Genomic DNA, 21294 nt, shown 5'->3' on the forward strand with positions numbered 1-21294 from the left:
CGCGGGAAGGATCAGGAACCCGCGCGTTCGCGGCGGCTGCGGTCCAGCCAGTAGAGCAGCTTCGAGTACAGCACGGCGGGCATGATCGGCTTGGTCAGGAAGTCGTCCATGCCGGCTTCGAGGCAGCGGACCCGGTCCTCGGCGAAGGCATTGGCCGTCAGGGCGATGATCGGCACCTCGCGCCCCCAGTCCTGGGTCCGGATCCTGCGCGTCGCGGCGATCCCGTCGACAACCGGCATCTGCATGTCCATGAGGATCAGTGCCGGCTTGCAGCGTTCGGCGAGCGCCGCGGCCTCTTCTCCGTCGGCTGCGCATTCCGGCGCCAGCCCGGCGCGCGACAGCAGCACCCGGGCGATTTCCCGATTGACCTTGTCGTCGTCGGCCAGCAGCACGCATGCGCCGCCATGCCGCTCGGCGAGCGCGCCGCGGATCTCCAGGGGCGAACCCGTGGGCGCCACGACCTCGTCGGCCTTCACCTTGCGCAGGCGCGTGGTGAACCAGAATCGACTGCCGCGACCAGGCTCGCTCTCGGCGCCCGCCTGCCCGCCCATCAGCTCGGCGAGACGCGCGGTGATCGCCAGCCCGAGCCCGGTGCCGCCGTGCTCGCCCGTCGAGGTCGCCTCGGTCTGGGTGAAGGGCTTGAACAGACGCCGCAGTTCGGCGGCAGCGATGCCCGGCCCGGTGTCCTCGACCACGAAGCGGACGTCCACCGTGTCCGTGTCGACCACGCTGGCGCTGCAGCGCACGGTGATGCCACCCCGCTCGGTGAATTTCAGCGCATTGATGAGGTAGTTGACCAGCGCCTGGCGCAGACGCGTCGCGTCGCCGAGGAAGGTGCCCGGCGGCAGATCGAACTCTGCACGCAGGCTCAGCCCCTTGGCTTCGGCCTGGTGGGCGAGCATCGCCAGCGCCTCCTCGACCACGCCGCGCAGGTCGAGTGCGGCCTCGTCGAGCGTGAACTTCCCCGCTTCGATCTTCGACAGGTCGAGGATGCCGTTGATGATCGAGAGCAGGTGCCTGCCTGCGTTCTCGATCACGTCGAGCCGCTCCCGCTGGGACGCCGGCAACTCCTCCTGGTGCATCAGGTGCGACATGCCCAGGATTGCAGCGAGCGGTGTGCGGATCTCGTGGCTCATGCTGGCGAGGAAAGACGATTTCGCCTCGCTGACACTTTCCGCGTTCTCCTTGGCGCGCTTGAGCGCCTCGTGCGCCTTTTGCAGTTCGGCTTCCGCCTGGCGGCGACGGTTGATCTCCCGCGTCATCGCCATCGTGCGGTTGGCGAGCTTGTCGTACATCACCAGCACGGTCTCGACCAGGACGCGCATCGAACCCGACATGGTTTCGTCGGCTTGCGTCCTCGCCTGCTCGAGCGTCAATCCGCGCTGCACGCCGTGTACGACCAGGGCCATGCGGCGGTCCGCCTCGAGGATGTGCAGTGCCAGCCAGCGGGTCAGAAAGTTGACGATGTTCTCGATCACCGTCTCGAAGGGTTTGGTGGATTCCTCCGCCTTCAGACGCAGGACCTCGTCGATGAAACGGACGTGAGATTCATGGTGGCCCGCGACGCCGGCGTACTCGCCCAGATGCGCCTGCCAGAGCGCCTCCTCGGTGGTGAAATGGACCTCGACGTAATCGCGCAGCTGGTCGAACACCGAATTGAGCGTGGGGGCGTCGGATTGGAAGGCGAGATGCGTGACGAGACGGTTCAGCAGTGCCACGAGCTGCTGGTGCTGTGCATCGATGACCGCGATGCCGGTGGCGAAGTTGCTGTCCCACGGGAAGATCTCCATCTCGGTGATCATTGCTGCGGTGCTCCGGGCAGAGGATGGCATCTTGAAGGTGGCGAATATTGTAAATATTCCAGATATGGCGACGATGGTGGATATTTCACGCGTCGACGCGAATTCTGCCGGCTGCCGGCCTTGCCCTCAAACGCCCTCCTCACGGGGCGAGGTGGCGAGCGAGCTTCTGCAGCAGGATCTCGCGGTCGAACGGCTTCACCAGGAAGTCCACCGCACCGGCCTTGAGGCTGGCTTCGAGAACCTGGCGTTCGCTGTGACCGGTGATCATCACCACCGGGATGGCCGCAAAACGCGGGATGGCCTTCAGGCGTCGGGTGAGTTCCACACCGTTGAAGTCGGGCAGCGCGACATCCATCAGGATGAGATCGGGGGGCTGGCGGCCGAGCACCGCAAGGGCTTCGGCACCCGAGTGCGCGATGATCGAACGGTAGCCGGAATTGCCGAGCAGGCGTTCGAGCAGCTTGCACTGGAAGGCGTCGTCGTCGACCACCACGATGAGGGGCGGTGTCCTGCCAGCGAGTTCGCCGAGTTGGCGAGCCGCATCGAGTTGCGGCTTGACGTCCGCCTTGAGCCCGCCGATCCATTCGGTGAGCGGCACCACCTTCTTTTTCGCCTCGTCCACACGCAGCTTCGCTTCCTGGATGACGTCTTCTTGCGGTGTCACGGCGAACTGGGTCGGCCGATCCAGGCCCGAGGGCACGTCGCCGACGTCGAGCTCGAAGCTGTCCGTGAATGCGGGCAGGACGTCGAGGCCTGCGTCCGGGATGGTGGCGCTGTCGCTGGAGGGCGCTGCGGGCGCCGCAGGGCGGGGCTGCGCGCTGGAGGCTTCGATTTCCGCTGCCTGAAGTGCGCGCTCGAGCGCGTCCGCATGCTGGCGACCGACCTCGATGCGATCGTCCAGCACGGTCTCCAGCTGGCTGATCGAGCGTGCATGCGCGGCGACCTCGCGTGCGTTCGGCGTGTCCCGCTGGGCCTGCAACGAGCGGCCGGCGATGAGGACCGACATGGCCAGGCGTGGCGTGTCGAACACCATGGGCCAGTACAGGACGTAGTCGTCGAAGTACTCCTTGCGGCACAGCTCGAATGCGCGATGGACGTTGTCCTTGTCGCACAGCACGATGCTGCGGTGAGGCAGGGAGTGCACCACCTCGCTGTGACGATAGAGGCCGAGCGAGTAGCGCTCGGCGCGCTCGAGGCTGGTGAAGGCCAGCACCACGACGTCGGGCTGGACGCGCTCGAAATCGGCGATGAAGCGGCTCTCGATCGTCGACGTCTCGATGTGCTCGAAATGGTCCGCGAGCAGGCGCGCGATCTGGGCCGCATCGGCCGCGACGTCGGTAACGACCAAGACCTTGAGGGTCTCGAGGTTCATCGGTTCCGGCTCTGTCGGTGGGATCCGTATTCTAGCGGCTACCCAGGCCGGGGGGTATCGCCACGCGCAGGCGGAACTCCTGCGGCCTGTGTGCCTTGCATCGCGGTGAGCGTGGCTGCCAGGGCCGCCTCGAGCAGCCCGCCCTGGCGCTGCACTTGGTCGCCATCGTCGTCGCGACCGGCCTGTTCGAGCGCGGCGCAGATTTCGCCGAGCTGCATGGCGCCGACCGAGCGCGAGGAGGACTTCAGGCGGTGGGCGAGCTCGCCGGCCCGGCGCCAGTCGCCGTCCTCGCACGCCTTGCGGATGCTGCGCACGGTGTCGCATGCGGAGAGCCGGTATTCGCCGAGAAACTCCGCGATCAGCGCCGCATCGTTGCCGATCAGTCCCGGCAAGGCCTGCGGATCGAACACCGCAGGGGGCGCCGCCGGGGCTGCCGGCGCGGTGCCGGCGGGAGTCCGCTGCTCGGTGTCCGGTTGCAGCCAGCGCGCGAGCACCTCCTGCAGCGCCGCAACCTGTACCGGCTTGAGGATGAAGTCGTCCATGCCGGCGTCGATGCAGCGCTCCTTCTCTCCGCGCAGGGCGTTTGCGGTGACCGCCACGATCGGCGTACGCCGGCCCGGCGCTTCCTCGCTGCGGATCCTCGCCGTGAGTTCGTAGCCGTCCATCCCGGGCATGTGGAGATCGGTCAGCAGCAGGCTGTATTGACCCTGCCGCCAGCGCTCGAGTGCCTCGAAGCCATCCTCGGCGGTGTCGCATTGCAGCCCGAGGAGTGCGAGCTGTCGCGCGATGACGCGACGATTGATGTCGTTGTCCTCGGCGACGAGGATGCGGCGACCGGCCTCGCCGGCTCCGGGTGTCGCAAGCGGCGGGGTGGGCGAGGGGCGAGCGAGCGCCGTGCTGCGGGCTGGCTCGCTGCGCGTGGCCGAGCCGTTGGTCGCGGCAAGCGGGAGCGTGACCACGAAGCGGCTGCCACGCCCGGGAAGGCTGTTCACCTCCATCCGGCCCTTCATCATGCGCACGAGGCGCGTGCAGATCGACAGTCCGAGTCCGCTGCCGCCGAAGCGGCGGGTGGTGCTGGATTCGGCTTGCGAGAAGGGGTCGAAGATCTTTTCGATCGCCTCGGGGGCGATGCCGATGCCGTTGTCGGTGACCATGAAGCGGATCCGGCCTGCGCCGGCGGTCTCGACGCGAATCTCGACGCGGCCGGGGCGGTCGAGGCCGGAGGAGAACTTCACCGCGTTGCCGACGAGGTTGCACAGGATCTGCTGCAGGCGCAGCGCGTCGGTGCGCACGACCGCGGGCACGTCGGGGTCGATGCGGGTGCTCAGCCGGACCGACTTGCGGTTCGCGACCGTCTGCAGGATGCCGACGACACGCGCGATCAGGTCGGGGATCGATGCAGGGCCGACGTCGAGCTCGAGATTGCCCGACTCGATCCTGGAAAAGTCGAGGATGTCGTCGATCAGCCGCAGCAGGGTCTCGGCGGATTCGCGCATGATGCCGACCATCTCGACCTGTTCCGTGGAGAGCTGCGAATGGCTCAGCACGTCGAGCAGGCCGATCACCCCGTTCATCGGCGTGCGGATCTCGTGGCTCATCGTGGTGAGGAACTCGCTCTTTGCGCGGCTGGCGATGTTGGCCGCATCGAGTGCGTGCTGCAGTTCGGCCGTCCGGCTCTCGACCAGGCCCTCGAGGTGTTCGTGGTAGCGCAGCAGTTCCTCTTCCATGCGCCGTTGCGCGGTGATGTCCTGCTTGACCGCGACGTAGTGGGTGATGTGCCCGCTTTCGTCGTGGATCGGCGTGATCGTCACGCGCTCGAGGTACTCGCTGCCGTCCTTGCGGCGGTTGAAGAACTCGCCCTGCCAGGAGCGGCCGTGGGTGAGCGTGTTCCACAGGTCCGCATAGGTGGCCGGGGTGGTGCGTCCGGACTGCAGCAGGCGCGGGTTCTGGCCGATGGCCTCGGCACGGGAATAGCCGGTCTTGTCGATGAAGGCCTGGTTGACGTACTCGATCTCGGCCCGGGTGTTGGTGATGACGATGCTCTCCGGGCTCTCCTCGACGGCGCGCGACAGCTTGCGCAGCTCATCCTCGGCCGCCTTGCGCGCGCTGATGTCGAGTCCGAATGCGAAGCGCGCGACGGCGCGGCCGCGGTCGTCGAGCAGGGCGGTCACTCCGATCACGAGCGGCAGCCGGCTGCCGTCCTTGCGCAGGTGAACGGTCTCGAAACTGGCGTTGCCGATGCGATCGGCCTCGGCGAGGTGAGCATGGAGTTGCTCGCGCTCGTCCTCGGGGTAAAGTTCGTCGATCCGCATGCCGCGCAGCTCCTCGATCGAGTAGCCGTGCTGGCTCGCATAGGTGGCATTGACGTCGATGATCGTGTTGTCGGACACGTCGTGCATTGCGAGGCCGAGGTTCGACAGGCGGAAGAAGCGCTCCCAGCGTCGCGACAACGCTTCGGCCTGCTTGCGCTCGGTGATGTCGTGCACGATCGAGAAGACCATGGAGCGGTTGCCGTCCTCGGTCGGTCCGCTGTGGACCTCGACGTCGCGGACGGAGCCGTCGGCGCGGCGATGGCGGAACTCGAAGTGCTTGCGCTCTTCCGCATGGGCCGCCTTCAGTTCGACGAGCAGCGCCTGCGGGGACAGGGTGTTGATGTCCCCGATCTGCATCGTCTGCAGCGTTTCCCTGGACCAGCCGTAGAACTCCTCCGCGGCGGGGTTGGCGTCGAGGATGCGACCGCTCTCCGGGTCGAGGATCAGCATCACCGCGTGGCTGTTGTTGAAGATGTGCGCGTAGCGGGCTTCGCTGAGGTCGCGCGCGCGCTCGGCCTCGAGCTGTCGGGTGAGGTCCTTCGCGAAAGAGAGCAGCGAGACGAGCCGGCCTTGCGGGTCGCGGTTCGCCCGGTTGTGCCATTCGCAATGCAGCAGGCGGCCGTCGCGCGTGAAGTTGCGGCCGATCACCGGCGGCGTGGGACCGTCCGCGGTGATGGCCTGGCCGATCGCGCGCTTGACCGCCGCCGCGTCGTCCGGATGGGTGAAGCTCCATTCGTTGGGGCGCCTGCCGAGCACCTCCGCAGCGGACCAGCCGAAAACCCGCTCGGCCTCGGGCGACCAGCGCAGGACGCGCATGTCGCGGCCCCACTCGATGACCGCGAACGGGCAGGCCTCGATGAAAAGCTCGATCGCTGCCGCGGAGGGGGGCAAGGCTGGCGTCGGGGCAGGGAGGCTCACGGTGGCGCGCTGTGCCGGGTGCGGATCGTTCATCGGTCGCGATCTGCCCCGCCCCGGGGCTGCGCGCCGCTCCCGTGCAAGGCGTCCGTCGCGGACATCCGTGCGCGGAAGCTCTCCACCGCCTCGGGGCGGGCGAACAGGAAGCCTTGGAAGGCGTCGCAGCCGTTGTCGAGCAGGCAGGCGTGCTGTGCGGAGGTTTCCACGCCCTCGGCGACGACGCGGATGCGCAGGGTGTCGGCGAGTGCCATGATGGTGCGCACGATCGCCAGGCTGCTGGCGTTGGCGGGCAGGTCGCGGACGAAGGTGCGGTCGATCTTGAGCTCGTCGAGCGGCAGGCGCTGCAGGTAGCCGAGCGAGGAGTAGCCGGTGCCGAAGTCGTCGATCGAGAAGCGGATGCCCATCTCGCGCAGGCGGGTCATGGCCTCGATGGCACGCTCGATGTCGGTGAGCAGCAGCGATTCGGTGAGCTCGAGCTTGAGCCGCTCGGCGGGGGCGCCGGTGCGCGCCAGCAGCGCGAGCACCTCCTCGACGAAACCGGGCTCGTAGAGCTGGGCGGCGCTGACGTTGACCGCCATCACCAGGCCGTCGGCGCCGGGGAGCGCGACCCAGCGTGCGAGTTCCTCGCAGGCGAGCGCCATCGCCTCGCGTCCGAGCGCAGGCATCAGGCCCGCCTGCTCGGCGATCGGGATGAACAGGGCGGGCGGGGTCGGTCCGTGCCCCTCGCGGTTCCAGCGCAGCAGGGCCTCGGCGCCGATCAGGCGTCCGCCGGCATCGAGCTGGGGCTGCAGGTGGAGCAGGAACGCGCCGGTGCCGATCGCGCCGCGCAGCTCGGTCTCCAGCGCGAGCCGGTCGGCCAGCTCGGTACGCATGTGCGGATCGAAGACGCGGGCGGTGTTCTTGCCCGAGCGCTTGGCCTCGTACATCGACAGGTCGGCGCGCTGCATCAGTTCGTCGGCCGTGTGCTCGTGGCCGTTGAAGATCACCAGGCCCAGGCTCGCGGTGCATTTGCGGTCGAGTCCGTCGAGACGGTAGGGATGGCCGAGCTGTTCGAGCAGTTTGTCCGCGACCTGACGCGCGGCGAGCAAGGCCTCGTCGGCAGATTCGGCGAGCAGCTCGAGCAGGACCACGAACTCGTCGCCGCCGAAGCGTGCCACCGTGTCGGATTCGCGCACCACGCCGCGCAGGCGTGCACCGGCCTCGCGCAGCAGCACGTCGCCGTTGTGGTGGCCGAGCAGGTCGTTGATGTCCTTGAAGTCGTCCAGGTCGATGAACATCAGCGCGCCGTGCAGGCCGGTGCGCGCATTGGTGGCGATCGCGTGGCCGAGGCGCTCGACGAGCAGGCGGCGGTTGGGCAGCGTGGTGAGCGGGTCGTAGTAGGCGAGCTTGCGGATGCGCTCCTCGGCGGCCACGTTGGGCGTGATGTCCTGCACCAGGATGGCCGCCGCGCGGCGCCCGCCGATCGGGGCGTCGATGGCCTGGATCCAGGCCTGGAATTCGCGGTGGCCGGCGGGCGTGTCGAGCGCATAGCGGGCGCAGGTCCGCTCCGGGCTGGTCAGGGCTTGCTCCAGCGCCTCGCGCAACACGGCGGCCGGCGCGGCGGGCAGGACTTCCTCCAGACGTCGACCGATCACCTGCTCGGGCGGTGCGGCGAGCAGGTTTTCCTGGCGGGTGATGACCTCGAGGTAGCGGCCGTCCTCGTCGACCACGAAGACCAGGTCGGGGATGGCCGCGGTGATCGCGCGCAGGCGCGCCTCGCTCGCCGCCAGCGCGCATTCGGTCGCGCGGCGCTGCTCGAGGTCGCGCAGCAGGGCGCCGAGCAGCAGCGTGGCGGCCCCCATCAGCAGCAGGTAGGGCAGGCCGAGGTTGGCGAAGAGACCGGCGAGGGACTGGTTGGGGACCGTTGCGATCAGCAGCAGGCTGGTGGCGTGGGTGAATACGCCGAAGAGGAAGAGCTGCAGCGGCGCCGGCCGCAGCCAGCCGCGCGCGGCGCCGAGGCGGAAGGCGAGGCCGAGCAGCACCGCCAGCGTGATCGTCGTCACGCCGATGAAGACGCCGCTGCCGCCCAGCCAGATGCGATAGGCTGCGGCGGCCAGGCCGGCCACGGCGCCGGCGAGCGGACCGCCGAAGAGTGCGCCCACACTCAGCACCACCGAGCGCGGATCCACGATGACGCCGGGCGCCAGCGTGATCGGCATCATCATGCCGGCGATGCAGGCCAGCCCGTAGATCAGCCCGGACCCGACCGCGAATGCCGGGCCGCCGTGCGCGCAGCGGCGTGCCAAACCGCCCTGCAGCAGGCAGAGGGCGAGCAGCAGGGCGGTGGCCTGGAGCAGGTCGAGGATCATCGGGCGGGTACGGGCAGGCGGACCTGCGCCGGAGCGTGTTCGGATGCCGCAGATGCTAGCCCGCGCTCCGCCCGGCTGCTGCCGACTGCGTCACGCGCGACCCGAGATGGGTTGTCCCGCGCTGGAGGGCTGCCGAGCCGCCGCGGTCGCGGCGAAAGGCGTCAGGCCTCGGGCCGGTAGGGCTTGCCGAGCGAGACCGGCGAGTTGAGCCGGATCGTGTTGCCGTTGCGCGAGATCGCCACCAGCACCACGATGGTCGCCCAGTAGGGCAGGGACGACAGCAGCTGCGAGGGGAAGTCGATCTGCAGCCCCGAGCCCTGGATGAAGAGCTGGGTGACCATCACGCCACCGAAGAGATAGGCCCCGACCATCACCCGCAGCGGCCGCCAGGTCGCGAACACCACCAGCGCGAGCGCGATCCAGCCGCGCCCGGCGACCATGCCCTCGGCCCACATCGGCGTGTAGAACACCGACAGGAAGGCGCCGCCGATGCCGGCCATGGCGCCGCCGAAGAGCACCGCGAGGTAGCGGATGCGGATCACCGGGTAGCCGATCGCGTGCGCGGATGCAGGCGACTCGCCCACCGCGCGCAGCACCAGCCCGGCGCGGCTGCGGTGCAGGAACCACAGCAGGCCCCAGAACAGCGCCCAGGAGAAATACACCAGCGCCTGCTGGTTGTAGAGCGCTTCGCCGATCAGCGGCAGGTCGGCGATGAAGGGGATGCGGATCGGCGGCACCGCCTGCAGCGCCACCGCCTCGTAGGGCTTGCCGACGAAGGCCGCCAGGCCGACGCCGAAGATCGCCAGGGCCAGGCCGGAGGCGACCTGATTGGCCATCAGGGTGAGCACGAGCAGGCCGAAGAGCGCCGCCATCGCCATGCCTGCGCCCATGCCGGCGGCCACGCCCAGCCACGGGTTGCCGCTCTCGTGGGTGACGGCGAAGGCGGCGACCGCGCCCATCGCCATCATGCCCTCGGCGCCGAGGTTGAGCACCCCGGCCTTCTCGTTCACCAGCAGGCCGAGGGCGACGATGATCAGCGGCGTGCCCGCCACCACGGTGGCGAACACCATCGAGGTGAAGAGACTCGCGTCCATGGCGGCCTCCTCAAGTGCCACGCCGGCGCAGGCGCAGGCGGTAGTGGATGAAGACGTCGGCGCCGAGCAGGAAGAAGAGCAGCATGCCCTGGAACACCATCGAGATCGAGTTGGGCAGGTTCAGGTATTGCTGCGCCTGCTCGCCGCCGATGTAGAGCAGGGCCATGAGCAGGCTGGCGAGCAGGATGCCGAAGGCGTTGAGCCGCCCGACGAAGGCGACGATGATGGCGGCGAAGCCGTAGCCGCTGCCGACCTTGTCGGTGAGCTGGCCCATCGGCCCGGCCACCTCGCCCATGCCGGCCAGCCCGGCGGCGGCGCCGCCGAGGAGCAGGCCCACCCAGATCATGCGGGTGGCCGAGAAGCCGGCGTAGCGCGCGGCGTCGGCGGCCTCGCCGGCGACCCGCATGCGAAAGCCCGCGTGGCTGCGGTTTATGAAGGCGTAGCCGGCCACCAGGGCGGCGAGCGCGATCGCGAAGCCGAAATGCAGGCGGGTGCCCTCGATCACCATCGGCAGGGTCGCCGCCTCGGCGAACATCCGCGTCTGCGGGAAGTTGAAGCCGTCGGGGTCCTTCCATGGCCCGAACACCAGCCAGGACACGAAGAGCTGGGCCACATAGACCAGCATCAGCGACACCAGGATCTCGTTGGCGTTGAAGCGCGTGCGCAGCAGCGCCGGGATCGCCGCCCAAGCCGCCCCGCCCGCGGCGCCGGCGAGGACCATTGCCGGCAGCACCAGGGCGCTCTCGGCGTCGCCGAAGTACAGCGCCACGCCGGTGGCGGCCACCGCGCCGAGCATGAACTGGCCCTCGGCGCCGATGTTCCACACGTTGGCGCGGAAGCCGATCGCCAGGCCGATCGCGCACAGCATCAGCGGTGTGGCCTTGAGCAGCAGTTCGGAGAGCGCGTAGAGGTCCTTGACCGGGTTGAGGAAAAAGACGCGGAAGCCTTCGACCGGGTCCTTGCCGAGCGCGGCGAACACCGCCAGGCCGCCGACGAGCATCAGTGCCACCGCGAGCAGCGGCGAGGCCCAGGCCATCAGCCGCGAGGGGTCGGCACGGGCTTCGAGCTCAAGCATGCGGGGTCTCCGTCGCGAGGGGCGCGCCGGCAGTGTGCTCGGCGCCCGGCCACAGCCCGCTCATCCACACGCCGATGTCCTCGATGCTGGTGTCGCGGGCGGCGCGCACCGGCGACAGCCGGCCCTTGGCGATCACCGCGATGCGGTCGCAGATCTCGAACAGCTCGTCGAGCTCCTCCGAGATCACCAGCACCGCGCAGCCGCGGTTGCGCAGGTCGATGATCCGCTGGCGGATGAAGGCGGCGGCGCCGACGTCCACGCCCCAGGTGGGCTGCGCGCATACGAGCAGGCGCGGGGCCTGCAGGATCTCGCGGCCGACGATGAACTTCTGCAGGTTGCCGCCCGACAGCGACTTGGCCGCGGCGGCCGTGCCGCCACAGCGGACGTCGAACTCGTCGATGCAGCGCCGTGCGAACGCGCGCGCACGCCCGAAGCGCAGGAAGCCGGCGGCCACCATGCCCTGGTTGTGCGCGGCGGTGAGGAGCGCGTTGTCGGCGAGCGACATCGTCGGCACCGCGCCGCGGCCGAGGCGCTCCTCGGGCACGAAGGCCATGCCGAGCCGCCGCCGCCGCCCCGGCGACAGCCGGCCGGCCTCGACACCGCAGATCTGCACGGGGAATTTCTCCGCCAGCGGGGCCTCGCCCGAGATCACGCGCAGCAGCTCCTGCTGGCCGTTGCCCGAGACTCCGGCAATGCCGACGATCTCGCCGGCATGGACGTCGAGGTGGAGGTCGCGCAGGTCGGTGCCGAAGGGGTCGTCCGCGGCGTGCGAGAGCCCGGCCAGGCGCAGGCGGACTTCGCTGCCGGCCTGCCGCGCGTCGTGCTCGCAGCGCGGCAGTTCCTTGCCGATCATCAGGCGCGCCATCGAGGCGGGGGACTCCTGCGCCGGGATGCACTCGCCGGTGACCTTGCCGCCGCGCAGCACGGTGGCGGTGTGGCAGAGCGTGCGGATCTCGTCGAGCTTGTGGCTGATGTAGAGGATCGAGCAGCCTTCGTCGGCGAGCCGGCGCAGGGTCTCGAAGAGCTTGCGCACCGCCTGCGGCGTGAGCACCGAGGTGGGCTCGTCCATGATCAGCAGGCGCGGGTCCTGGAGCAGGCAGCGGATGATCTCGACGCGCTGGCGCTCGCCCACCGACAGGGCGTGGATGTGGCGGCGCGGATCGACCGGCAGGCCGTAGCGCTCCGAGACCTCGACGATGCGCCGCGCGAGCGCGTCGAGCGCGGGCTTGCCGGGCAGGGCCAGGGCGACGTTTTCCACCACGGTCAGCGTCTCGAACAGCGAGAAGTGCTGGAACACCATGCCGATGCCCAGGCTGCGCGCATGCGCCGGGCTGGCGACCGCGACCTCCTCGCCCTCCCAGAACATGCGCCCGCTGCTCGGCCGGGTGACGCCGTAGATGATCTTCATCAGCGTCGACTTGCCGGCGCCGTTCTCGCCGAGGATGGCGCGGATCTCGCCCGCGCGCACGACGAGGCCGATGTCGTGGTTGGCGACCACCGTCGGGTAGGCCTTGCTGATGCCCTGCAGGACCAGTCGGGCAGGGCCGGCGGCGGTGTCCGGCTGCGGGTGGGGATACGGGATGGGCACGTCGATTCGAAGCGGTGTGTCGTCGGTCGGAAAGCGGGCGCGTGCGGCGTCGTGGACGCCCGGGGGCTCAGCGGCTGCGCTCGGCCGCCTGCCGGGCGGCCTCTTCGGCCGCTTCGAGCGACAGGGCCTGCGCGCGCCGGAGCTCGTCCGCGTCGAGCTTGACCGCGATGCTGTCGCGCTCCTGCACGCCGTCCATGTTGAGCAGGGCGGCTGCGCGATTGAACCACACATAGGCCTGTACCGCATCCCGTTCGACGCCGATCCCGCTGCGATGCAGGCGGCCGAACTCCACCATGCCCTCGGGATCGCCCGCATGCGCCGCCTGGTTCAGCCAGCGCGCGGCGAGCTCGTAGTTCTGCGGCATGCCGATGCCGCTGCGGTAGAGCTTGCCGAGCAGCACCATGGCACCGGTGTGGCCGCCTTCGGCAGCCTCGCGCAACTGGCTCACCGCGCTGGCGGACACTTCGCGGCCGCGCGCGGTGTCGAGCAGCGCGGCACGTGCGGCGCGGAAGCGGGCGTCGAGCGCGTCCGCCGGCGCCGAGGGCTCGGCCGCGGCGGATCGGGTCTCGCCCGGCGCATCGCCGGACTCGTCGAGGTTCAGCATGCGCACGCTCGCGATGCCGATGCCCAGGAGCAGCAGGGCCGACAGGATCCCCACCACCAGCGGCCATCTGCTGCGCGGCCGGAGCGCGTCGTCGGGAGCCAGGAAGCGCTGGTCGCAGGCCAGGCAGCGCCAGGGGTGCAGCCCGGGATGGCCGGCGTGTTCCTCGTGCGAGCGCCAGCGCGAACGCCGGCAGTCGGTGGATCCGCAGGCCGGGCAGGCCGGATGGGCGCGAGTGCTCATGCGCGCTCCCCGCTCAGCTCTTCCAGAACCACAGGATCGCGATGACGGCGATCGTCAGCAGCAGGGTGCTGCCGCCCACCGCGGCGACGATCGGGTTGTCGCGCAGCAGGCGGCGCGGCTCCGGGGCGTGGAAGCGGTGCACGCAGGACATGCAGCGCCATGCGCGCTCGCCCGGGTGGGCGAGGCGCTCGTCCGCGGATTTCCACGGGGACTCGCGGCAGTCGGTTCCGTCGCAACGCGGGCAGGTGGGCATGGTGATCGCTCGGGCGTGCCGTGGTCGCAGGGCGGGCTGCGCACCGTTTCTGAAGATTTTCTCGATTATATAGAGCGTCTGCGTCCAGGAAACGATCGACGGATCACACCGAGCGCAAAAAAGGGCAGCCCGCAGGGCTGCCCTTTTTTGCTGAATATGACGTTTGCGCGATGCCCGTGCGCGCGCTCAGCCGCAGGTCCCGACCGCGCCGCAGGCGGTGCAGAAGTCGCAGCCGTCCTTGCGGATCACGGTGTGGTTGCCGCATTCGTTGCACAGCGCGCCCTGCATCAGCTTGGGCTCGTTGTCGTCGCGCGGCGACTCCAGGATGCCCATCTCGCGCGTCGGGTAGCCGCGCTCGTCGAGCACGCCGAGCATGGCGTAGCGGTGGATGATGAGCTGCGCCAGGTAGGCCACGGTGCTGGGCCAGTTCTGCTGGCGGCGGGTGCCGGGCACGAAGGCCATGAAGTCGCCGAGCGGCTCGGGGTAGTCGAGGAGCTTGCGCAGCTTCATGCCGATCCAGGCCGGGTCCATGACGCGCATGTCGAGCGACAGGATGCGGGTCAGGCCGTCCAGCGCGCGCGGATAGTTGCCCGACAGCCACACCGAGTACGGGCGGGTGACGCCGTCCGGCAGGGTGATTTCCTTGAGGCCGAGCACGAAGTCTTCGCCGGTGGCCGGGTTGTAGATGTCCACCGTCCACGACAGCGTGCCGTCGGTGCCGGTCTTGGGTTCTTCCAGGCTGAACAGCGTGTCGAGGACGCCGTTGCTCTCGTCTTCCTTGTCGAACACGCCGAGCTTCTCGCAGCGGTAATTCACCACCTGGGCGAAGGCCGACACCACGCCGGGCACCAGCTTCTTCTCGCCGTGCGGCGGGAAGGGCATCTCGAAGGAGCGCTCGCCCACGGTGCGGGCCAGGGTGTCGAGCTTGAGCTTGAGCCAGCCGCGGTCGTTGGCGCGCATGTCCATCGACAGGGTCTTGGCCACCGCACCCAGGCCGCGCGGCTGGTCGGCGCCATTGACCCACACCTCGAACGGGAAGCTGCCGCCGTTGTTGCCCACCTGGCCGACGAAGAGGGCGAAGCCGCCGGTCGGGGTGTTGAGCATGTAGGTCCACGCCAGGTTGCCGTCGGGCAGGTCCGGGCGGCCGGGCCAGCGCAGGCTGGACAGCACCGGAGCGGGCAGGTTCTTGATCGACAGGCGCTTGTTGGCGTCGGCGATCTCGACGTCGTGCGGCTGCTTCTGCTCGGCGGTCGGGGTGACCGACAGCACCGAACCCAGCACCGAGTTGGGACGGTAGGTGGCGAGCCCCTTGAGGCCGGCTTTCCAGGCGGTGAGGTAAAGATCCTCGAACTCGGCGTAGGGGTAGTCCTCGGGCACGTTCACCGTCTTGGAGATGGACGTGTCGACGTAGGGCGCGACCGCGGCGACCATGTCCTTGTGGGCCTGCGCGGAGATCTCCAGCGCGGTGACGAAGGAGGCCGGCAGCTGCTCGACGTTGCCGCCGAGGTGCTTGTACAGACGCCAGGCGTAGTCCTCGACCGCGTACTCCTTGAAGGTGCCGTCGGCCATGCGCTTGCGCCGGGTGTACGTATAGGAGAAGGGCGGCTCGATGCCGTTGGAGGCGTTGTCGGCGAAGGCCAGGCTGATCGTGCCGGTGGGGGCGATCGACAGCAGGTGCGAGTTGCGGATGCCGTGCTTGCGGATCTTGTCCTTCACATCGGCCGGCAGGCGCGAGGCGAAGTTGCCGCCCGACAGGTAGAGGTCGGCGTTGAAGAGCGGGAAGGCGCCGCGCTCGCGGGCGAGTTCGGACGAGGCCAGGTAGGCGCGGTTGCGCATGAACTCGGAGATCTTGCGCGCTTCCTCGCGCGCCTCGGCGGTGTCGTAGCGCTGGCCGAGCATGATCAGCGCGTCGCCCAGGCCGGTGAATCCGAGGCCCACGCGGCGCTTGGACTGCGCCTCGGCGTGCTGCTGCGCGAGCGGCCAGTGGGTGACCTCGAGCACGTTGTCGAGCATGCGGATGGAGACGTCGACCACCTTGCCGAAGCCGGCATAGTCGAACTCGGCCTTGTCGCCGAAGGGGTTCTTGACGAAGAGCGTGAGGTTGATCGAGCCCAGGCAGCAGCAGCCGTAGGGCGGCAGCGGCTGTTCGGCGCAGGGGTTGGTGGCCTCGATGGTCTCGCAGTAGTACAGGTTGTTGTCCGCGTTCATGCGGTCGAGGAACAGGATGCCCGGCTCGGCGTGGTCGTAGGTCGAGCGCATGACCTGGTCCCACAGCTCGCGCGCGCGCACCTTGCGGTACACCCACATGCCGTCGTCGCGCTGGTAGGCGCCGGCGGCCTTCACCTCTTCGGTGGGCTCGGCCTTGTGCACCAGCTCTACGTCGCCGTCGGCCTCGACCGCCTGCATGAAGGGATCGGTGACGCCGACCGAGATGTTGAAGTTGGTGAGATCGCCTTCATCCTTGGCGTGGATGAATTCCTCGATGTCGGGGTGGTCGCAGCGCAGCACGCCCATCTGCGCGCCGCGGCGCGCGCCGGCGGACTCCACCGTTTCGCACGAGCGGTCGAACACGCGCATGTAGGACACCGGGCCGGAGGCGTTGGAGGCCGTGCCCTTGACCAGCGCGCCCTTTGGACGGATGGACGAGAAGTCGTAGCCGACGCCGCCACCGCGGCGCATGGTCTCGGCGGCCTGGGCGAGCGCGGTGTAGATGCCGGGGCGGCCATCGACCGCCTCGGTGACCGAGTCGCCGACCGGTTGCACGAAGCAGTTGATCAGGGTGGCGGCGAGCGTGGTGCCGGCGGCGCTGTTGATGCGACCGGCGGGCACGAAGCCTTTCTCCTGCGCCTCGAGGAACTTCGCCTCCCAGTGGGCGCGCTTGTCCTCGGCTTCGACTGCAGCCAGCGCGCGCGCGACGCGGCGACGCACTTCGGCGACGGTCTGTTCATCGCCCTTGGCGTACTTCTCGACGAGCACCTCGCCGGAGATTTCCTGCATCGGCAGGTTGGCGGCGGAGGCTTTGACGGTGTTCTGGGTGGACGCGCTGGTGGTCTCGCTCATGGTCTTTTTCTTCCTCCGTGGTGGGTCTTGGGACGGACGGAAGGATAGCGCGGAACGAGTGCTGGTGCAAAAAAATAAAAATGTAAAAAAACAATGACTTATATAATCTCTTTGTATTTCATGATTTTGCAGGGCACTACATGTAGTAGCTTCCGAAGTGGGGTTTTTGGGCTGGAATCCCAGTCTCCATGCGGGTTTGCGCCACGCTGCGGCCCCTACCTGCGTGGGAAGAACAGCGACAGGTAGGCGGCGAAATCGATCTCCGCACCTTCGCGCAGGCCCGCCAGGCGCTCCGCCTCGAGCCCGAGCAGGCCCCAGGTCTCGGGCGCGACGCGGGCGGCGGCGGCGCTGCTCGGGAGGTCCAGCTCGTCGGCCTCGGCGATGCGGCGGGCGAGGTTGATGGTCGCCGCCTCGGCGGCGTAGGCGCCGCCCAGGCGCGGCAGCATCTGCGCGCCCACCGCGGTGCCGAAGCGGTCGGGCAGTTGCCAGCGGTCGAGCAGGGCGGCGCCGAGTTCCGCGAAGTCGCAGCCGACCAGGCGACGCTCGGCGGCGTCGAGCGCCTCGTCGCCGGCTTGCGCCGCAAGGCGCGCGGCGGCGGCGAGCTCGGGCACGGTCTGGTACATCACCAGGTGGCCGGTGTCTGCGAGCACGCCGATCAGGAACAGGCGTTCGCCGGCGGTGAGGCCGGCGGCGATCCCGGCCGCGCGCGCGGCCAGTCCGGTGAGCAGGCTGTTGCGCCAGAAGCGCCGCATGTCGAGGCGGGCGGGGCGGACGCCGGCGAAGATGCCCTGCAGGGACATCGCCAGCACCAGGTCGTGCACCTGCTGCAGGCCGAGCAGCGCGACCGCGCGCACGATGTCCTCGACGCGGCCGCGCTGGCCGAACAGGGGGCTGTTGACCAGGTGCAGCAGGCGGGCCGAGAGCGCGGGGTCGGCGGAGACCAGGCGGGCGACGGTGACGACCGAGCCGGCCGGCGACTCGAGTTGTTCGCGCACGCGCATGTAAACATCGGGCAGCGAGGTCAGCGCCTCGATCTGGCTGACCAGTTCCTGGGCGGAGTGCATTGTCGGGGTCCTGTGGATCGGGGGAGGGGCTCAGCCGGCATCGCGTGCGCGCGGCGTACGTGGGGTGAAGACCAGCGGCTGCGCCGGCGGCAGCTCGGGTTGCAGGGTGGCGTGCTCGATGCCGAAGCGGCTGCGCAGCAGGGCGCGCTCGGCCGCCAGCACCGTCGGCCAGCGCGCCGCGTCGGCGAGCACGACATGGGCGGAGAGCGCGCTGCGGTTTGAATCCAGGCTCCAGATGTGGAGGTCGTGCACCGAGCGCACGCCCTCGACGCCCGCCATCGCGTGACCGACTTCGGGCAGCGACAGGCCGTCGGGCACGCCCTCGAGCAGGGTGTGGACCACCTGGCGCAGCAGCGCCAGCGTGGAATACAGGATCAGGCCGCAGATCAGCATGGTGAGCAGCGGGTCGATCGGCATCCAGCCGGTGTACAGGATCACGATGCCCGAGGCGAGCGCGGCGACCGAGCCGAGCAGGTCGCCGATCACGTGCAGCAGCGCGCCGCGGGTGTTGAGATCGCCCTCGCCGCGGGTCAGCAGCCAGGCCACGGCCAGGTTCAGCACCAGCCCGCCGAGCGCGACCAGGATCACCGCCTCGCCGGCCACCGCGCGCGGCTCGAGCAGGCGCTCGACCGCGTGCCACACCAGGCCGCCGACGATCACCAGCATGAAGAGCCCGTTGGCGAGCGCGGCGAGCGCCTCGACCCGGCGCAGGCCGTAGGAGTGGCGGGCGCTGGCCGGGCGCAGCGCGATGCGCGCGGCGAGCGCCGCCAGCCCGAGCGAGGCCGCGTCGGTGAGCATGTGGCCGGCGTCGCCGAGCAGGGCGAGCGAGCCCGACCACCACCCGGCGATCGCCTCGACCGCGGCGAAGCCGAGCGTGAGCACGAGCGCGAGCGGCAGGAAGCGGCTCGCGGAGTGGTCGTGCGCGTGATGAGGGGGGTGGGCGTGACCGGCTTGATGCGGGTATGCGTGGCCGTGTGCGGGGTCGCCGTGTTGGTGGTCGTGCTCGTTGTGGGCGTGGTGGTCGTGCTGATGACCGTGATGGGTGTGCATCGCAGCGCTTCCTCGAGGGCTTCAGCGGATTATGCCTGTGGCGCAGTCGGTCCCGACACCTCCGGCATCCGCGGCGGGCCGCGGCGCGCGTCCACACCCTTCGGGGACTCAGCGATGCAGCAGCCCCGAGAAGCGCTCCACCACCTCGACGACCTCGGTGGCGCCGTTGTGGATGCCGTCGATGACCTCGCCGGCCTCGCGTGCCAAGCCGATGCTCGCGGTGGCGGTCTCGTGCATGCCGTGCACCCGCGAGATCGCTAGGTGGGTGGCGTCCTGCACGGTGGAGATCATGGCGCTGATCTCGGTGGTGGCCTTGGAGGTGCGCTCGGCGAGCTTGCGCACCTCGTCGGCGACCACCGCGAAGCCGCGGCCGTGCTCGCCGGCGCGCGCGGCCTCGATCGCCGCGTTGAGCGCGAGCAGGTTGGTCTGGTCGGCGATCTCGCGGATGGTGTTGACGATGGTGGTGATGCGCCCGGTCTCGTCGCCGAGCTGGCCGAAGGTGTGCGCGGCATTCTCGGCGCTGCTCGAGATCGCCACCATCTGCGCGGTGGCGCGCGCGATCACGTCGGTGCCGCGCTCGGCGAGGTGGGCGTTGTCGCGGGCGCGTTCGAGCGCGGCGGCGGCGTTGGCGACCTCTTCCTCGAGCGCCTCGACGCGGGGGCTGATGTCGGCGGCGAGCTTGATGAACTTGCAGGGCCGACCGGACGCATCGAACACCGGGTTGTAGCTGGCCTCGAGCCAGACCGTGCGGCCGTTGCGCGCCACGCGGCGGAAGCGGCCGGAGAAATATTCGCCGTGGCGCAGGCGCTCCCAGAACTGCGCGTACTCGGGCGTCGCAGCGTCCTCGGCGGCGCAGAACAGGCGATGGTGGCGGCCAAGCACCTCGTGGCGGGCGTAGCCCATGGTGGCGAGGAAGTTGTCGTTGGCGGCGAGGACCTTGCCGTCGAGGTCGAATTCGATCATCGCCATCGAGCGCTCGATCGCCGACAGCATGGCGCGGTGCTCGGCGCCCTCGCGGACTTGGGCGGTGATGTCGGTGGCGAGCTTGACCACGCGCAGCACGCGGCCGTCGGGGCCGAATACGGGGTTGTAGGTGGCCTCGAGCCACACCGGCTCGCCAGTGGCGTCGCGGCGCTCGAAGCGCCCGCTCACCGGCTCGCCGCGGCGCAGGCGCTGCCAGTGCGCGAGGTAGTCCGACGAATTCGCGTAGGCCTCGTCGCAGAACATGCGGTGGTGCTGCCCGAGCACCTCTTCGCTGCGATACTTCATGGTCGCGAGGAAGAGCTCGTTGGCGAACAGCACGGTACCGTCGGGTGCGAACTCGATGCGGGCGGTGGCGCGGTCGATCGCCTCGATCACCGCCTGGCGTGCGGCGAGCTCGGCCTGTTGTTCCTGGAGGGTGCTCTTGAGCTTGCGGTTGAACATGGTCTGGTGGCCGTCGTCGGGAGTCGCGATGACGGGCGGCCGCAGGCCGCCTGTCCGGATGCGCGGCGTGTCGGGCTGGAAGGCGGCGGGGCGTCCGCGCCGGACACGGGGCGTGCCCGGTATAACGGCGCGCGGGGGTCTTTCTTTACATCATGTCGAAATGCGTATGAAGAAATCGATCGGGCAGCGACAACGAGGCATTCGCCTGCTGAGCTGGAACATCCAGTGGGGGCGCGGGGCGGACGGGCGGGTGGATCTGGCGCGTACGCGCGAGGCGATCCGCGCCGCCGGGCCGCTCGACCTGATCTGCCTGCAGGAGGTGGCGAGCAATTTTCCCGGCCTCGCCGGCGGTGCGCGCGAGGACGAGCCGGCCTTCTTCGCCGAGGCCTGTGCGGATTTCGAGCCGGTGTTCGGCGCGGGTATGGACGTGCCCGACGGCGACGGCGGGCGGGCGCGCTTCGGCAACCTGCTGCTGTCGCGCCTGCCGGTGGGGCAGGTGTTCCGCCACCTGCTGCCATCGCCCGCCGACCCCGCCTGTCCGGCGATGCAGCGGGTGTGCGTGGAGGCGGTGGTGGAGGCGCCCTGGGGGCCGCTGCGGGTGATGAGCACCCACCTCGAGTATTACTCCGCGCGCCAGCGCCGCGCCCAGGTCGAGGCCTTGCGCGCGCTGCAGGCCCAGGCGGCGGACCTGGCGCGGTTGCCGGCGGCGGGCAAGGAGTCCAACCCCGCCTTCGCCGCGCGCCCGCGTCCGGCCTCGGCGGTGCTGTGTGGGGACTTCAATTGCGAACCGGGCTCGGCCGAATACCTCGCGCTGCAGCGTCCGCTACCCGCGTCCGAGCTCGCACCGGACGCCGAGCGCACGCACTGGGTGGACGCGTGGGCGGTCGCGCACGGCGCGCGGGCGCATGCGCCCAGCGTCGGGCTGCACGGTGCGGAGTGGCCCGACCGCAGTTATTGCTGCGACTTCTTCTTCGTGACTGCCGACCTCGCGCCGCGGGTGCGCGCGGTCGAGGTGCTCGCGGACACCGCGGCTTCGGATCACCAGCCGGTGGTGCTGGAGCTGGGCGCGTAAGACGAGAGGAGCGCGGCAGG

At 69.8% G+C, this 21294-nt stretch carries 14 protein-coding genes; 1 reads left to right on the forward strand and 13 read right to left on the reverse strand.

What is annotated here, in order from left to right; all coding sequences use genetic code 11:
* Positions 1 to 11: 11 nt before the first annotated feature.
* The 13 genes from ACZ5PP_RS19120 to ACZ5PP_RS19180 form a co-directional block, all read right to left on the reverse strand.
* Entirely contained in the window at positions 12 to 1802 is a 1791-nt protein-coding gene (locus tag ACZ5PP_RS19120; protein WP_464826473.1) for a bacteriohemerythrin, read from the reverse strand.
* A gap of 139 nt (positions 1803 to 1941) precedes the next feature.
* Positions 1942 to 3174, reverse strand: a complete 1233-nt coding sequence (locus ACZ5PP_RS19125; RefSeq protein WP_004304744.1) for a response regulator — start codon at positions 3172 to 3174, stop codon at positions 1942 to 1944.
* Between the two features lie 38 nt (positions 3175 to 3212).
* Complete coding sequence (locus tag ACZ5PP_RS19130; protein WP_276662267.1) at positions 3213 to 6437, reverse strand: PAS domain S-box protein; 3225 nt, start codon at positions 6435 to 6437, stop codon at positions 3213 to 3215.
* Positions 6434 to 8749, reverse strand: coding sequence for a putative bifunctional diguanylate cyclase/phosphodiesterase (locus ACZ5PP_RS19135; RefSeq protein WP_464826474.1), 2316 nt, complete (start codon positions 8747 to 8749; stop codon positions 6434 to 6436). The genes ACZ5PP_RS19130 and ACZ5PP_RS19135 overlap by 4 nt, the downstream gene beginning before the upstream one ends.
* A gap of 161 nt (positions 8750 to 8910) precedes the next feature.
* Positions 8911 to 9843 carry an ABC transporter permease gene (locus ACZ5PP_RS19140; RefSeq protein WP_464826475.1) on the reverse strand — a complete coding sequence of 311 codons (933 nt, stop codon included), beginning with the start codon at positions 9841 to 9843 and terminating at the stop codon, positions 8911 to 8913.
* A gap of 10 nt (positions 9844 to 9853) precedes the next feature.
* Positions 9854 to 10918, reverse strand: coding sequence for an ABC transporter permease (locus ACZ5PP_RS19145; protein WP_464826476.1), 1065 nt, complete (start codon positions 10916 to 10918; stop codon positions 9854 to 9856).
* Entirely contained in the window at positions 10911 to 12506 is a 1596-nt protein-coding gene (locus ACZ5PP_RS19150) for an ABC transporter ATP-binding protein (protein ID WP_464826477.1), read from the reverse strand. Before ACZ5PP_RS19150 ends, ACZ5PP_RS19145 begins: the two co-directional genes overlap by 8 nt.
* A 67-nt stretch (positions 12507 to 12573) precedes the next feature.
* Positions 12574 to 13350, reverse strand: coding sequence for a tetratricopeptide repeat protein (locus tag ACZ5PP_RS19155; protein WP_043742915.1), 777 nt, complete (start codon positions 13348 to 13350; stop codon positions 12574 to 12576).
* 13 nt (positions 13351 to 13363) lie between these two features.
* A complete protein-coding gene (locus ACZ5PP_RS19160; protein ID WP_012584984.1) occupies positions 13364 to 13603 on the reverse strand; it encodes a hypothetical protein in 240 nt (79 codons plus the stop codon).
* 186 nt (positions 13604 to 13789) lie between these two features.
* Positions 13790 to 16663 carry an adenosylcobalamin-dependent ribonucleoside-diphosphate reductase gene (locus ACZ5PP_RS19165; RefSeq protein ID WP_464826478.1) on the reverse strand — a complete coding sequence of 958 codons (2874 nt, stop codon included), beginning with the start codon at positions 16661 to 16663 and terminating at the stop codon, positions 13790 to 13792.
* A 215-nt stretch (positions 16664 to 16878) separates the two neighbouring features.
* Complete coding sequence (locus tag ACZ5PP_RS19170; RefSeq protein WP_012584986.1) at positions 16879 to 17727, reverse strand: HDOD domain-containing protein; 849 nt, start codon at positions 17725 to 17727, stop codon at positions 16879 to 16881.
* A gap of 30 nt (positions 17728 to 17757) precedes the next feature.
* Positions 17758 to 18777 carry a cation diffusion facilitator family transporter gene (locus ACZ5PP_RS19175; protein WP_012584987.1) on the reverse strand — a complete coding sequence of 340 codons (1020 nt, stop codon included), beginning with the start codon at positions 18775 to 18777 and terminating at the stop codon, positions 17758 to 17760.
* A 108-nt stretch (positions 18778 to 18885) separates the two neighbouring features.
* Positions 18886 to 20202: a methyl-accepting chemotaxis protein gene (locus ACZ5PP_RS19180; RefSeq protein WP_043742911.1), complete on the reverse strand. Its 1317-nt coding sequence runs from the start codon at positions 20200 to 20202 to the stop codon at positions 18886 to 18888.
* Between the two features lie 166 nt (positions 20203 to 20368).
* Between ACZ5PP_RS19180 and ACZ5PP_RS19185 the strand changes: the two genes are divergently transcribed.
* Entirely contained in the window at positions 20369 to 21274 is a 906-nt protein-coding gene (locus ACZ5PP_RS19185; RefSeq protein ID WP_273422391.1) for an endonuclease/exonuclease/phosphatase family protein, read from the forward strand.
* Positions 21275 to 21294: the final 20 nt, after the last annotated feature.

Source organism: Thauera sp. DNT-1, assembly GCF_055393985.1.